The organism is Achromobacter sp. Root170 (assembly GCF_001428165.1).
In the GTDB taxonomy this organism is placed as follows: Bacteria; Pseudomonadota; Gammaproteobacteria; order Burkholderiales; family Burkholderiaceae_B; genus Achromobacter; species Achromobacter mucicolens.
This window is the reverse complement of the sequence record NZ_LMHN01000017.1, coordinates 421,813-436,234: the sequence shown is the minus strand read 5'-3', so window position 1 is coordinate 436,234 and position 14,422 is coordinate 421,813. Positions and strand designations below refer to the sequence as shown.

The following is a 14,422-nucleotide window of genomic DNA, read 5'->3' as shown; positions in this document are numbered from 1 at the left end:
ATCATCTGTCGCCACGGATGCAGTAACGCGATGTGTCAGGACCCGTGCCCGTCAAGGTGTGCAAGGACGGACGCGGCGACACATTCCAGCGGGCGTTGCGCATCGACATGCGTCCAGCCTTTGACGTCGCGTTGCCGCGCCAATTGGGCGCGCACCACATCCTCAGTGGCGTCCGAAGGGTCGTTCGTGCGCTGATTCACGCGTGCCGACAGCGCGGCCGGTGATGCATCGAGCCAAAATCCGCTGAAGGGAACCCCTGCGCGCGCCGCGCTCTGTTCAATACGCTGACGGCAGGCCTCCCGCTCAAACACTGCATCGGCGATCACTGCGCAACCGGCCTGGACCAGCTTCTGCGCGCAATCGGCTTGTGCCGCGTAGACGTTTTCGGAGAAGTCGGTCTGATAAGCCATTTCGGGCAGCTTCGATGAAGCCGGCACTCCCCACATCTGCTTGCGAATACGGTCGCTGGACAGTATCCGAGCGCCCGGCATCGGGCCAAGCGCATGCGCGATTGCGACGGCCAACGATGATTTTCCCGAGCCGCTGAGCCCGCCAATGGCAACCAGACGCCCAACGCGCGGCGACAGGCAGGCAAGCGCGGTATCGATATAGCGCTGGGCCTTTCCCAGCAGAGACGTTCGCGTGGTGTCGTTGGCTTCTTCGGCCCGCGCGACCAGGACGTGGGCGCGGATGACGGCTCTGATGGCCAGGAACAACGGCATCAGCGCCATGCCCGCGTCATCATGGCGGAGATCCAGATATCGGTTCAGCACGACGTTGGCCTGCCGCGAAAACCCCTGGGAGCAAAGATCCATGATCAGAAATGCCAGGTCGTAGAGCACATCGATGGTGGCAAGGGCATCATCGAACTCGAGGCAGTCGAACAGCATCGGCGCCCCAGCGATCACGCAGATATTGCGCAAGTGCAGGTCCCCGTGACAATGGCGCACAAGCCCGGCCGCCGCCCGCGCGGCCAGCAGCGGCGCCTGCTTGTCCAACTCGTCACGAATCGCGGCGCAGAGCACCTCGATCTTCGGTCCGGGTAGCACGCCGGCCGCGGCAAGAAGCTTCTCCGCCGCAGCCAGCACGTGGGCCAGCCTGGAAGGCACATCCACGCCGCCCACGACCGGCGCGTTGTCATGAGACTTGGCAATCTCTCCCGCAATGCGCTCGGCCAGCCCGTCGGTCAGCCCTTCCCGCTGCGCGACGGCTTCCAGCAGCGCATCGTCCGGGAAGCGCCGCATTTCCACGACGGCGTCGATCAATTCTCCGGGGCCGTCGAAATTCAGATTGCCCTTGTCGTCCCGCCTGATTTCCCGCACCGCCACATACAGATCGGGCGCGGTTCGCCGGTTGAGCTCAAGTTCACGCAAGCAGGCCGCCAAGCGCAGGGCAGCAGTGGAAAAATCGGCATAGGGAAAACGCACCGCCTTTTTCAGTTTGAAGGCGCGAATCCCGGCAAGGACAATAACGGAGATATGGGTGCGTATCGTGACGATGTCGCCCGCAGGCACGCCGTGAACATCAGGACGGGTCAAGAATTCCAGCGTGGCGGCCTGGCACCGCGCGTCCGGGTCCACGTGTTCGTCTGTCCGGTTCATGCTGGTCCGTCTCGCATCGCAATGCCGCTCCGTCTGGCGTGCCGGCGCCGCTAAACACCTGCCGGGAAGGTTTCTGGCGCCTCATCCAATTTCCAGGTGTCGCCCCATTCAAGAGGTTCAACCGCTCGCGTCTCGTCAACATGCAGCACGCAGTCGAACTGCCGTGGCAGGCAGGCGTAAAAATAATGGCTGCCTCGTTCCGTTTCCGGACGATAGACGACCCCAATGGCGCGCTCCAGGCGGGACATCGACAGCGCCCGCATCACCTCTTGATCGCCGTTGAGCGGCAACATGAAGCGGCTAAGGCCCGTCTCATGGAACAGCGATTCGTAGCTTCCCCGCAGGCCAGGGCACACCCGCATGCGCTCGGCGGGCAAGTCCCAATCGGCCGCCGCCGTCACGCTGCCGTGGTAGGTCGTCAGTCCGATCAGAAACGCCTGCTTGCCATAGGATTCACGCGCCAACTGTCCCACGGTCAACTCGCCGGCCTGGCCCACTTCGGTGGCGCGCGCGTCGCCCACATGAGAATTGTGTTCCCACACCACGATCTTAGGTGGCAGGCCGTCTTCCGTCCGAGGCAAGTGCCTGGCGAGCGCATCGAGCGTTTCCATCATGTGCCGATCCCGCAGATTCCAGGACGAAACGCGCTGGTCGAACATGGTTCGGTAATACTGCTCGGCGTTTGCGATCAGGCGCGCGTTCTGCTGCACGTAAAAAAGCGCATCGCTTGCCGCCTGGCCATCGCGCCTTATGTATTCGGCCGCACGGGCATTAAGATCCTGCATTTGCGCGATCACGGCGTCCCTGCACGACGCCGACAGGCCATGGTGCGCCGAGTAGCCATAGCGCTCGCTACTGCTGCCGAAATGATCGAAGCAGGCGTAACGCTGACGCGCATGACGCGCAGCCTCCGGGTCGACCTCATCCAGGTATTTCAGCACTTCGGCAATGGACGTGAACAGGCTGTATAGATCTAGCCCATAAAACCCGACGGGCGCCGCGCGTGCGGGCAACGATTGGTTGAAAGACCGAAGCCACTCCACGAACCGGACGACCTCAGTATTGCGCCACATCCACGTTGGAAATCGCTTGAACCCCGCCAGCGCCTGCTCGCCGGCATTGTCGTCGCCTTGCCCGCGCAGGTATCGGTTGACGCGATAGGCATCGGGCCAATCCGCCTCGACCGCCACCGCAGAGAATCGCCTTTCGGCGATCAGCCGCTGCGTAATGCGCGCCCGTTCTTCGTAGAATTCGTGCGTGCCATGACTCGCTTCGCCAATCAGCACGAAGCGCGCGCCGCCGATATGTTCAAGAAGCGCGTCATAGTCCGTCATTGCTCCCGTAAGCGGCCGCGCGGCCGCAGACAGTTGGGCAAGCGTGGCGGCGTGAGCATCGATGGCGGTTTCCATGTGCACTCCAAAGGCTGGACCAGGGGGCATCAGCCGTTGCGCGACGAAGAAGTCGTCGTCGACGCGGTGGGCGGATGCCGGCGCTGCGCTTCGTGCAGCAGATGCAGGACCTCGTCGTCCGCGGTCTGTTCAAAATCCGCATACCATTGCCCGACGCCATAGAACGGCGTCGGCGTATGCAGGCACGCGACTTCGTCCGCTTCGCCCTCAAGTTCTTGCCTGATTTCGGCAGCGGCAACGGGCACGGCGGCAACAACCCACGCGGGATTATTCTTGCGTACGGACTGAAGCGCCACGCGCATGGTCGAACCCGTCGCAAGGCCGTCATCGACCACGATGACGACTTTTCCCTGCAATGGAAGCGGTGGCCGCCCCGCACGATAGAGCGATTCACGGCGCTCGATTTCTTTCCGTTCACGCGACACGATGGACTCGATCGCTTTTGGATCTACGCCGTAGGCCTCAATTTCCCTGGTCTGGAATAGCGACTGATCGCTGCTGATCGCGCCGATGGCGTATTCGGGATGCCCCGGCATGCCGATCTTTCGCACCACCTTGATGTCCAGGGGGGCATCCAGTTCGGCTGCGACTTCGAATCCCACCGGCACGCCGCCTCGCGGCAACGCCAACACGATCACATCCGGCCGCCCCGCATATCTGGCCAATTGCCGCGCGAGCAACAGCCCGGCCTCGCGCCGGTTTCTGAAGAGAATGTTCATGATCTCTTGCGTCCCCAGCCAGTTGTGTTGCCAGGCCGTGACCCGCGCGGATATCAACGCGCGCCCTTGTGATCCTTCTGGCCAGTATTTTTGTGCCGTCCCAGCGACTCGGCCATTTCGGCCTTCTGCCGCTGTGCCACGGCGTCTTCCTTCTGGCGCGCCTCTTCTTTTCTGGCTTTCGGCGGGGGAGTTTTGGCGGGTTGCTGCATGATGGCCTCCTGGATGTTCGCCGCCCGACGCGGCGGGATAGCCCATCATGAACCGGCGCCGCGGCGCCTTGTTGACGAAAATCACGAATTTTCCAACCACCCGTTCATCGAATTGTTGGCAGGGGCAAAGACGCGCTCCGCTTGGCGGGCGTGCACGCGTCGCCCCCCGAACGCCAGGCATAAAACGCACCCCATTTTTCCATTGACGATCGTCAATACTGACTCGCCCTGCCCCGGGAAAATCGATGCGAAGAGCGCCGAATCCGGGGTGCGCGACGGAACACGCGTACCCCTTAACTCGTCCCTTATTCCGACAGGAGAGCCATCATGAAAGACGAAGAACTTCGCCGTCACGTGCTGGACGCCTTGGAGTTCGATCCCCGCGTCGATGCGACCGGCATCGGGGTCGCGGCTTCCCAAGGGGTCGTAACGCTGACGGGGCATGTCAGCACGTTCAGCGAAAAGTACGACGCAGAGAAGATTGCCGCACACGTGAAAGGCGTCAAAGGCATCGCGCAGGAGCTCGAAGTCCGAACCGGCTACGAGCAAGGAAACTCGGACGAAGAGCTGGCCAAACGCGCGATCACCAGTATTGGCTGGAATGTGTCCATTCCCGACAACAAGGTGCAGGTCAAGGTGCAACACGGCTGGGTGACCTTGACCGGAGAGGTCAGTTGGAACTTCCAGCGCGTGGCGGCCGAAAGCGCCATTCGCCGCCTGTCCGGCGTCAAGGGCGTCGCGAACCAGATCAAGTTGTCGAACAACGCGCAGATCAGCGATGTGAAGCAGCGAATTCAGGACGCGTTGAAACGAAGCGCCGCGCTGGAAGCACACGATATTCAGGTGGCCGTGCACGACAGGCACGTCACGCTGATGGGAAAAGTGAATAGTCTGGCCGACAGGCGCGTCGCCGAGCAGGCCGCATGGAGCGCGCCAAGCGTCATCAGCGTGGAAGACAAGCTCACCGTGGGCTGATGGCGGCGCTTGCGCTGCGCCTTGCCGGCGGGCAACCGCCGAATCAATTTGCGTGACTCAACGCGCAAGGTAGGCGCGCACGAGTTCCATCAGATACTGGCCTTGGGGCGTCGGCGTGCTGTCACGCCGACGCACGATGTACACATCCCGCGTAATGTCGGGATCCAGCACCGGAATCGACTTCAGGCCATAACCATGCGCCTCGAACAATGCCGGCATGATGGTCACGAAATTGCCCGACTGCACCAGTCCGATCATGGTGGCCAGCTGATCCACTTCGATGGTCCAGGGCAACTCCAGCCCGCGAGCATTGAGGACGCTGTCGATCTGCAGGCGGGTGGAACTGACCGGATTCAGTCCCACCACCGGCAGGCCGGGCAACTTTTTCCACGACAGCTTGCGGCTGCGTGGCGCCAGCGCAGAACGCTCGGCGTACACCAGGTTAAAGCCATAGGTGGCAACGCGCTCGGCCTCCAGGGTGGGGCCGAATGACACCGGCGTGGTGATGCCGAATTCCACCTCGCGTTCTTCGACCAGGCCCGTCGTGACGGTGGCGTTGCCGTCGCGGATCGACAGGTACACCTGCGGATGCCGTGCATAGAACTCGGGCAGCACCTTCGGCAGCACCGAATAACCTACCGAAGCCACCGTGCTCACCATCAGCGTGCCTTCGTGCCCCCGCGCGCGGCGGGCTGCCTCGGTCAGGCTGGCATCCATCTGCGTCACGATAGGCAGCACGCGCTCGTAGAGCGCGCGGCCCACCGACGTCAGCACCACGCTGCGCGTCGTGCGTTCGAACAAACGCCCGCCAATTTCCGATTCCAGCTTCGCGATTCGCCGGCTCAAGGCCGACGTCGTGACGCACAGCAACGCGGCGGCCGACGTGTATTGACCCATGCGCGCCACGCAGCAGAACGCGCGGATATCTTCCAGATCGTAATTGATTCGCATGGATCAATAATGGTTGAAATTTTTTCGATAGACGTAACTATACGCGCTGGCCGAACATGCCGGCATCACTTCGACGAGCCATCATGAATCCACAAGGCAAGGGCATTTTCCTGAAATCGATGAGCAGCTTCTTCGTGGGCGGCGCGACCGCCGTGCTGGAAGGCCTGCCGGTCGAATATCGCAGCATGGTCCTGAACGGATCGCCGCGCGAGGTCAACCCGAACGGAGAACAGGTCTATGGGCAGATGTATGTCCAGGAGTACCGCCTGGCGCAGCCCCGCCATCCGGATCCGGTGCTGCTATGGCATGGCGGGGGCATGACCGGCTGCACCTGGGAAACGACCCCCGATGGCCGCAACGGCTGGCTGTGGAAATTCCTGGACGCCGGTTACGACGTGCTGGTCAGCGATGCGGTGGAACGGGGCCGTTCGTCATGGGCACGGTTTCCGCAGGTGTATCGCGAGGCGCCCGTCTTTCGCACCAAGCGCGAGGCCTGGACGACGTTTCGCATCGGGCCTGTCTACGACCCGGACCCTGCGCGGCGCGAAGCCTATGCAGGGCAACAGTTTCCCACCGAGGCGTTCGACGCGTTCGCCAATCAATGGGTGCCGCGCTGGCCGGGCCACGAGTCAATGATCCTGGCGGCCTATGAAGCGTTGATCGACCGGGTGGGACATTGCCATATCGTGGCCCACAGCCAAGGCGCGGGCTTTGCAGCCGAAATTGCGCGCCGCCGGCCAAGCGCGGTGCGCCGGGTGGTGGGCGTGGAGCCCGGCGGCATGCCGCAAGCGGCGCCGATTGATGCGCTGCCGCCGCATCTTGTTGTGTGGGGCGACTTCATCGAACCATCGGGGTCGCACTGGGTCGGCTACCGCCAACAAGCCGAGCGTTACCTGGATTCCATACGGGGGTGCGCCGACGTAACGGTGCTGGACCTGCCCGCCAGCGGCATCGCGGGCAATTCGCACCTGCCGATGATGGACCGCAATAGCGACGAGGTGTTCCAACGCGTCCTGAACTGGCTGCAAAGCTGAAGCAACACAAACGACAACAACGGGAGACAACCATGAATATCCGAACCCTTTCCAGCGCGGCGCTGCTGGGAGCCCTTGTGTTGGGAGGAACGAGCGCGGCGCATGCGCAGGCCTACCCCGCCCATCCCATCAAACTCATCGTGGGTTACGCGCCGGCAGGCTCGGTGGACACGTTCGCTCGCATCATCGCCCCCGAACTGGGCCGCGAGCTGGGGCAGACCGTCGTCATCGAGAACGTCGCGGGAGCCGGCGGCATCATCGGCGTCACGCGCGCCGTCAACGCCAAGCCCGACGGGTACACGGTACTGATGGGCATCGTGTCCGACGTCGTGATCGCGCCCATTCTGCAATCGTCGGCCAAGTACACCTATCGCGACCTGGCCGCCGTCGCGCCGCTGGGCACAAGCGGCGTCGGCGTGGTGGCGAATCCGAACCTGGGCGTGAAATCGTTCGGCGACCTGATTGCGCGCGCCAAGGCCAACCCTGGCAAGCTGACCTACGGCGCCACAGGCGTCGGCTCGCTGCCCGCCATCGCGATGGAGAGTTTCAAGCTCACCACCGGTACGGACATCACCTTCATTCCCTATGCAAGCGCCTCGAAGATCGCGACCGATGTCATCGGCGGGAACGTGGATATCGCGGTGTCCGGGTTACCCGCCCTGCTTGAACTGATCAAAAGCGGCCGTGTGACGGGCGTGGGCGTCATGAGCCGCGACCGCGACATCGGCAACCCGGACTTGGCGTCGGCGGGTGAAACACCGGAACTCAACGGGATGGACTATTACTTCTGGACCGGAATTTTTGCACCGTCGAATACGCCGGAACCCATCGTCCAGACATTGAACGCCGCGTTCAGCCGCGTCATGGCCAAGCCGGAGATCCAGGCACGGTTCAAGGAATTGGGCGTGAAGGTCAGCCCGCCCACCTCGCCCACGGCGTTTGGGCAGTTCGTGGCGAGCAGCGATGCGCAATGGCAAAAGCTGATCGAAGACGCGAAGATACCGCGGCAGTAGGAGGAAGGGACACAACAAAATGGCCCCAAGCTTTGTGAGCTTGGGGCCATTTTTTTTGTCCTACCGATTGGTGGTCCATAGGATGGGCCACCATTCGTCTTTTCTTGCACTGCGGAAATCCGAAGACCCGCATGAATATTGGTCGGGGCGGTGGGATTCGAACTCACGACCCTCTGCTCCCAAAGCAGATGCGCTACCAGGCTGCGCTACGCCCCGAAGGGTGGAGACTATACCAGAAACTGGTGTCTGGCGTGCGCTGCGCCCGACCCTGCGGTCAGCCGAAGCGGCCCGTAATGTAGTCCTCGGTTTCCTTGCGCGAGGGCTTAACAAAAATCTGGTCGGTCTGACCGAATTCCATCAGTTCGCCCAGGTACATATACGCCGTGTAGTCCGAACACCGCGCGGCCTGTTGCATGTTGTGCGTCACGATCACGACGGTGTAGTCGTTCTTCAGTTCGGCGATCAGCTCTTCGATCTTGGCGGTTGAGATGGGATCCAGCGCCGAGCACGGCTCGTCGAGCAGCAGGACTTCGGGCTTGATCGCCACGCCGCGGGCGATGCACAGGCGCTGCTGCTGGCCGCCGGACAGGCTGTTGCCGCTCTGGTGCAGCTTGTCCTTCACTTCGTTCCACAGCGCGGCCTTGCTCAGCGCCCATTCCACGCGCTCGTCCATCTCGCCCTTGGACAGGCGTTCGAACAGACGCACGCCGAAGGCGATGTTGTCGTAGATGCTCATGGGGAACGGCGTGGGCTTCTGGAAGACCATGCCGACCTTGGCGCGGATCAGCGAGATGTCGGTCTTGGCCGTCAGCAGGTTTTCGCCATCCAGAAGGATTTCGCCCTCGGCGCGCTGGCCGGGGTAGAGCTCGAACATGCGGTTGAACGTGCGCAGCAGGGTCGATTTGCCGCAGCCCGACGGGCCGATGAAGGCGGTGACCTTCTTCTCCTGGATCGACATGTTCACGTTGCGAATCGCGTGGAACTTGCCGTAGTAGAAGTTCAGGTCCTTGACCTCGAGCTTGTTCTTGACTGCGGTAGCGGTGTTTTCCATTGCATTTCCCTTGGCTCCGGCGCGCCTGGCGCGCCGGGATAGCGATCTTTACTTGCGGAACAAGTTGCGGGCGATGATGTTGATGCCCAACACCAGCAGCGTGATCAGCGTCGCGCCGGCCCAGGCCAGGTTGTTCCAGTCCTTGAAGGGGCTGGCGGCGTATTGGTAGATGACGACCGGCAGGTTGGCCATCGGCCCGTTCATGTTCAGCGACATGAATTGGTTGGACAGCGCGGTGAACAGCAGCGGCGCGGTTTCGCCGGAGATGCGGGCGATGGCGAGCAGCACGCCGGTGATGATGCCGGACTTGGCGGCGCGATAGCACACCATGGTGATCATGCGCCACTTCGGGCAGCCCAGCGCGGCGGTGGCCTCGCGCAGGCTGTTGGGCACCAGCAGCAGCATGTTATCGGTGGTGCGGACCACGACGGGAATCACCAGGATGGACAGCGCAACCGCGCCGGCCCAACCGGAGTAATGCCCCACCTGCGCCACGTACACGGCGTAGATGAACAGACCGATGATGATCGACGGCGCGGACAGCAGCACGTCGTTCAGGAATCGCGTGGCGGGCGCCAGCCAGCCGCGCTGGCCGTATTCAGCCAGGTAGGTGCCGGCCAGGATGCCCACCGGCGTGCCGATCAGCGTGCCGACGCCCGCCATCATCACGCTGCCGAGAATGGCGTTGAGCAAGCCCCCCGCCTGGCCCGGCGGCGGCGTGATTTCGGTGAAGAGCGTGTACGACAGCGCGGGGGCGCCCTTCATCAGCAACGTGATAATGATCCAGAACAGCCAGAACAGGCCGAAAATCAGCGTCGTCATCGACACGGCGAGCATGATGCGATTAACCACGCGGCGCCGGCGATAGATGCCGTTCTGCATGTTGAGTACGGATTCAGCCATGGTTTTTCCTTGTGCTTCCGGGCGTCAGGTCTTCTTGCCTTCGCCAGCGGACAGGCGGACCAGCAGCGCCTTGGCCAGGGCCAGCACGATGGTCGTGATGAGGAACAGGATCAGGCCCAGTTCCAGCAACGCCGCCTTCTGGATGCCGCCCGCCTCGTTGAATTCGTTGGCGAGCGCCGAGGCGATGGAGTTGCCCGGCGAGAACAGCGAGCCGGACCACTTGAACGCATTGCCGATGACGAAGGTCACGGCCATGGTTTCGCCGAGCGCGCGGCCCAGTCCGAGCATGATGCCGCCGATGACGCCCGACTTGGTGAAGGGCAGGACCACGCGCCACATCACTTCCCAGGTCGTGCTGCCCAGGCCGTACGCCGATTCCTTGAGCATCGCGGGGACCAGCTCGAACACGTCGCGCATCACGGCGGCGATGAACGGGATGATCATGATCGAGAGGATCAGGCCGGCGGTGAAGATGCCGATGCCGAACGGCGGACCCGCGAACAGTCCGCCAATGATGGGAAGATTGCCCAACGTCGCGATCAGGAACGGCTGCACGTACTGCTGGAACACGGGCACGAAGACGAACAGGCCCCACATGCCGTAGATGATGGACGGGATGGCCGCCAGCATTTCGATGGCGGTGCCCAGCGGGCGGCGCAGCCAGGTCGGCGACAGTTCGGTCAGGAAGATGGCGATGCCGAAGGACACCGGCACGGCGATGATCAGCGCGATCGCGGACGTCAGCAACGTACCGATGATCGGCACGACCGCACCGTAATTGGAATTGACCGGATCCCAGTCATTGAGCCACAGGAACGACAGGCCGTATTTGGCCAGCGATTCGCGGCTGCCATAGATGAGGGAGATAAGAATTGCCGCCAGCAGAATGAACACCAGGAAGGCGAACAGGCGGGTCAGATTCTTGAACAGCGCATCCATCAGCGCGTTTTTTGTTTGCTTCATAGGCGAAGGCGTGCCGGTAGTCACGGAATCCGCCACGCTGGGCGGAAGCGGCACACTATTATCCATTACCGCGCTCATGGATGGACTTTCCTTAGGAAACCTGGGGGGAAAAGCAGGTAGGTCGAATTACAGGCGGCGGCCCCGCCCGCCAGGTGGCGTCGGGGCCGCGCGTTACTGATTTACTTCCAGACAGCCTGGCCGTCGGCGGACTTCACTTCGCCCCAGGCGGCGCGGATTTCCTTGGTCACGGCTTCCGGCAGCGGCACGTAGTCCATGGCTTCAGCCGACTTGGCGCCGTTCTTGAAGGCCCAGTCGAAGAATTCCAGCACCGCCTTGCCCTGAGCCGGCTTGTCTTGCGACTTGTGGATCAGGATGAAGGTAGCGGCGGTGACGGGCCACGAATCGGCGCCCGGCTCGTCGGTCAGGACCACGCCCATGCCCGGCGCGCTCTTCCAGTCGGCGTTGGCGGCCGCGGCGGCGAACGCCTTTTGCTCGGGCTGGACGAACTTGCCGTCCTTGTTCTGCAGTTGCGTCCAGGCCAGCTTGTTCTGCTTGGCGTAGGCGTATTCGACGTAGCCGATCGAGTTCTTCAGCTGGCCGACGTAGGCGGCGACGCCTTCGTTGCCCTTGCCGCCCTGGCCGGTGGGCCACTTGACGGCCTTGCCTTCACCGACTTGCGACTTCCACTCCGGCGACACCTTGGACAGGTAGTTCGTCCAGCCGAAGGTGGTGCCCGAACCGTCCGAACGGTGCACGACGATGATGTCGGCCGACGGCAGCTTCAGGTCGGGGTTCAGCGCCTTGATGGCGGCGTCATCCCACTTCTTGACCTTGCCCAGGAAGATGTCGGCCAGGACCTTGCCCGACAGCTTCAGCTTGCCCGGCTCGACGCCGTCGACGTTCACGACGGCAACGGTGCCGCCGATCACGGCGGGGAATTGCAGCAGGCCGTGCTTTTCCAGGTCGGCAGCCTTCATCGGGTCATCCGAGGCGCCGAAGTCGACGGTCTTTGCAATGATCTGCTGCTGGCCGCCGCCCGAACCGATGGACTGGTAGTTGACCGCGTTGTTGGTCGCAGCCTTGTAGTCGGACGCCCACTTGGCGTAGATCGGGTACGGGAACGATGCGCCGGCGCCGGTCACGTTGGCGGCCTGGACTGCGAAAACGGCGGCGCTCAGCGCGACGCCCACGGAAACTTGCTTGAAGACACGTTTGAACATCTGGGTTCCTTCTGTGCTCGTTAAAGGAGTCTTGGCAGGCTTTTTAGCTGCCTGTCTTTCAGCGACCCTCGCATCTTAGGAGCCCAACGTGACAAGACCATGACAGTCATGATCCCCAGTGGCCGACCGGCAAAGCCAGATCCGTTCGGCTGCATTGGCAAGCCCGTCCCCGAATGAAAAAGCCCATTTCCACTGCGGAAATGGGCTGGCCGGGGCCATGCTCAAGCTCGGGGACCGGCATGGCGCGGCGGTCGGCACCTGGTGAAATATCAGGGACGGTTTGCCGCCGTGCCGGTGTTACACGCCCAGCTTCTGCATCAGGAACTGGTGCAGGTTGAAGGGCTCGCGGCGGCTTTTGACGCGCGCGTAGTCGCCGCTGGGTTGCTGCTGCCAGGCGAGCTGGTTGTCGCGCAGCGCATAGGTGAATGCTTCGTCGATGACGCGCTTCTTGAGCGTCTTGTCATAGATCGGGAAAGCGATTTCCACGCGCCGGAAGAAATTGCGGTCCATCCAGTCGGCCGACGACAGGTACACCGTCTCTTCGCCCTCGGCATAGAAATAGAAGACGCGGGAGTGCTCCAGGAAGCGGCCCACGATGGAACGCACACGGATGTTCTCCGACAACCCCGGCACCCCGGCGCGCAGGGCGCAGACGCCGCGCACGATCAGGTCGATCTTCACGCCCGCCTGACTGGCCTTGTAGAGCTCGGCGATGATCTGCTCTTCGAGCAGCGAATTCATCTTGGCCATGATGCGCGACCGCTTGCCCGCCTTGGCGGCGCGCGCCTCGGCGCGGATCAGCGACACCATGCCCTCGTGCAGGGTGAACGGCGACTGCATCAGCGACTTCAATGCCCGCCGCGCGCCCAGGCCGGTCAGCTGGGCGAACACCTTGTCCATGTCCTCGCACAGCTTGGGATCGGCGGTCAGCAGTCCGAAATCGGTGTACAGCCGCGCCGTGCGGGGATGGTAGTTGCCGGTGCCCAGGTGGGCGTAGCGGCGCAGACGCCCTTTTTCCCGGCGCAGCACGACCGCCATCTTGGCGTGCGTCTTGTGCGCCACCACGCCGTAGACGACATGCGCCCCCACCTCTTCGAGCTTTGAGGCCCAGTTGATGTTGGTCTGTTCGTCGAATCGCGCCATCAGCTCCACGACCACCGTCACTTCCTTGCCGGCGCGCGCGGCCGCCAGCAGGATCTTCATCAGCTCGGAGTCCTCGCCGGTACGGTAGATGGTCTGCTTGATGGCCATCACGTCGGGATCCAGCGCGGCCGCGGTCAGGAAATCGATGACGGGCTGGAACGACTGGTAGGGGTGGTGCAGCAGGCGGTCGCACTCGGCCACTGCTTCGAAGAGATCGGCCGGCTTGTCGCCGACCCGGTCAAAGGGCGCGGGCACCGGGGCGCGATAGTCGGGAAACAGCAGATCCGGGCGCGCCGCGGAATTGCACAGCTGCATGAGGCGCGACAGGTTCACCGGGCCGGGCACACGATAGGTGTCGTCCGCCTTGAGCGAGAACTCGCGCTGCAGGAACGTTTCGAGCTCAACCGGCGTCAGCTTGTCGATCTCCAGCCGGACGGCCGCCCCGAAGTTGCGCTGCGACAACTCGCCTTGCAACGCATGGCGCAGGTTGGTGACTTCTTCCTCGTCCACGAAGAGATCGCTGTTGCGCGTGACGCGCCACTGATAGCAGCCCAGCATTTCCAGGCCCGGAAACAGCTCGCCCACGAAGGCGCGCAGCAGCGAGGTCAGCAGGATGTAGCCTTCGGGCTGCCCCGACAGTTCCTGGGGCATCTTGATCAGACGCGGCAGGGCCCGGGGCGCCTGGACGATGGCGATCGATGCCTGACGGCCGAAGGCATCGGCGCCCGCCAGCGACACGATGAAATTCAGGCTCTTGTTGTAGACGCGCGGAAACGGATGCGCGGGATCCAGCCCGATGGGCGTCAAGAGCGGCATCACGTCGCGATGGAACACGTCGCGCGCCCATTCCTGCTGCGCGGCGTTCCATTCGGAAGCGTGATGCAGCGCGATGCCCTCGGCGTGCATCGCCGGCAGGATGTCGTCGTTGAGCAGGTTGTACTGGCGGCCCACCAATTCATGCACGGCCTGCTGAACGCAGTCGAAAGCCTCGTCCGGCGTCATGCCGTCCGGTCCGACCAGGTTGGGCGACTGGCGCTGCTGCTCTTTCAAACTGGAAATCCGGATCTCGAAGAACTCGTCCAGGTTGGAACTGACGATGCACACGTAGCGCAGCCGCTCGAGCAGCGGCGTCTTGGGGTTCTCCGCCATCGCCAGCACCCGTTCATTGAACTTGAGCAGCGACAATTCGCGATTCATGAGCAGAGGCTCGCCTGGCGGACGTGTGGGCATA

General features: G+C 63.0%; 13 protein-coding genes and 1 tRNA gene. 3 read left to right on the top strand and 11 right to left on the bottom strand.

Annotated features, from left to right (window positions below):
* Positions 1 to 35 precede the first annotated feature (35 nt).
* Genes ASD87_RS22770 through ASD87_RS27030 form a run of 4 tightly spaced genes read right to left on the bottom strand, consistent with a single transcriptional unit; the run spans position 36 to position 3,938 of the window.
* A complete protein-coding gene (locus ASD87_RS22770) occupies positions 36 to 1,601 on the bottom strand; it encodes an AAA family ATPase (RefSeq protein ID WP_056326863.1) in 1,566 nt (521 codons plus the stop codon).
* A gap of 50 nt (positions 1,602 to 1,651) precedes the next feature.
* A complete protein-coding gene (locus tag ASD87_RS22765; RefSeq protein WP_082586401.1) occupies positions 1,652 to 3,010 on the bottom strand; it encodes an erythromycin esterase family protein in 1,359 nt (452 codons plus the stop codon).
* 29 nt (positions 3,011 to 3,039) lie between these two features.
* A complete protein-coding gene (locus ASD87_RS22760; protein WP_056327021.1) occupies positions 3,040 to 3,729 on the bottom strand; it encodes a phosphoribosyltransferase in 690 nt (229 codons plus the stop codon).
* Positions 3,730 to 3,782: 53 nt separating this feature from the next.
* Complete coding sequence (locus tag ASD87_RS27030) at positions 3,783 to 3,938, bottom strand: hypothetical protein (RefSeq protein WP_155739284.1); 156 nt, start codon at positions 3,936 to 3,938, stop codon at positions 3,783 to 3,785.
* Between the two features lie 327 nt (positions 3,939 to 4,265).
* Here ASD87_RS27030 and ASD87_RS22755 point away from each other — a divergent pair, with 327 nt between their 5' ends.
* Positions 4,266 to 4,913, top strand: coding sequence for a BON domain-containing protein (locus ASD87_RS22755; protein WP_056326861.1), 648 nt, complete (start codon positions 4,266 to 4,268; stop codon positions 4,911 to 4,913).
* 57 nt (positions 4,914 to 4,970) lie between these two features.
* Here the strand turns inward: ASD87_RS22755 and ASD87_RS22750 are convergent, their stop codons facing one another.
* Positions 4,971 to 5,864 carry a LysR family transcriptional regulator gene (locus ASD87_RS22750; protein ID WP_056326859.1) on the bottom strand — a complete coding sequence of 298 codons (894 nt, stop codon included), beginning with the start codon at positions 5,862 to 5,864 and terminating at the stop codon, positions 4,971 to 4,973.
* 83 nt (positions 5,865 to 5,947) lie between these two features.
* Here ASD87_RS22750 and ASD87_RS22745 point away from each other — a divergent pair, with 83 nt between their 5' ends.
* Together ASD87_RS22745 and ASD87_RS22740 are read left to right on the top strand one after the other, a co-directional pair.
* A complete protein-coding gene (locus tag ASD87_RS22745; RefSeq protein WP_056326857.1) occupies positions 5,948 to 6,898 on the top strand; it encodes an esterase in 951 nt (316 codons plus the stop codon).
* Between the two features lie 32 nt (positions 6,899 to 6,930).
* Positions 6,931 to 7,911 (top strand): tripartite tricarboxylate transporter substrate binding protein, encoded by a 981-nt coding sequence (locus ASD87_RS22740; protein WP_056326855.1) that lies wholly within the window; start codon positions 6,931 to 6,933, stop codon positions 7,909 to 7,911.
* 139 nt (positions 7,912 to 8,050) lie between these two features.
* Here ASD87_RS22740 and ASD87_RS22735 read toward each other — a convergent pair.
* The 6 genes from ASD87_RS22735 to ppk1 form a co-directional block, all read right to left on the bottom strand.
* Positions 8,051 to 8,127: transfer RNA gene (locus ASD87_RS22735), tRNA-Pro, on the bottom strand.
* 58 nt (positions 8,128 to 8,185) lie between these two features.
* Positions 8,186 to 8,962, bottom strand: a complete 777-nt coding sequence (gene pstB, locus ASD87_RS22730) for a phosphate ABC transporter ATP-binding protein PstB (protein WP_056326853.1) — start codon at positions 8,960 to 8,962, stop codon at positions 8,186 to 8,188.
* A gap of 48 nt (positions 8,963 to 9,010) precedes the next feature.
* Complete coding sequence (pstA, locus tag ASD87_RS22725) at positions 9,011 to 9,865, bottom strand: phosphate ABC transporter permease PstA (RefSeq protein ID WP_082586400.1); 855 nt, start codon at positions 9,863 to 9,865, stop codon at positions 9,011 to 9,013.
* A 24-nt stretch (positions 9,866 to 9,889) separates the two neighbouring features.
* Positions 9,890 to 10,906, bottom strand: coding sequence for a phosphate ABC transporter permease subunit PstC (gene pstC / locus ASD87_RS22720; RefSeq protein WP_056326851.1), 1,017 nt, complete (start codon positions 10,904 to 10,906; stop codon positions 9,890 to 9,892).
* Positions 10,907 to 11,007: 101 nt separating this feature from the next.
* The gene (gene pstS / locus ASD87_RS22715) at positions 11,008 to 12,048 is read right to left on the bottom strand and encodes a phosphate ABC transporter substrate-binding protein PstS (protein WP_056326850.1); all 1,041 of its coding nucleotides are present in this window, start codon (positions 12,046 to 12,048) and stop codon (positions 11,008 to 11,010) included.
* A gap of 297 nt (positions 12,049 to 12,345) precedes the next feature.
* Entirely contained in the window at positions 12,346 to 14,421 is a 2,076-nt protein-coding gene (ppk1, locus tag ASD87_RS22710) for a polyphosphate kinase 1 (RefSeq protein ID WP_056326848.1), read from the bottom strand.
* Position 14,422 lies beyond the last annotated feature (1 nt).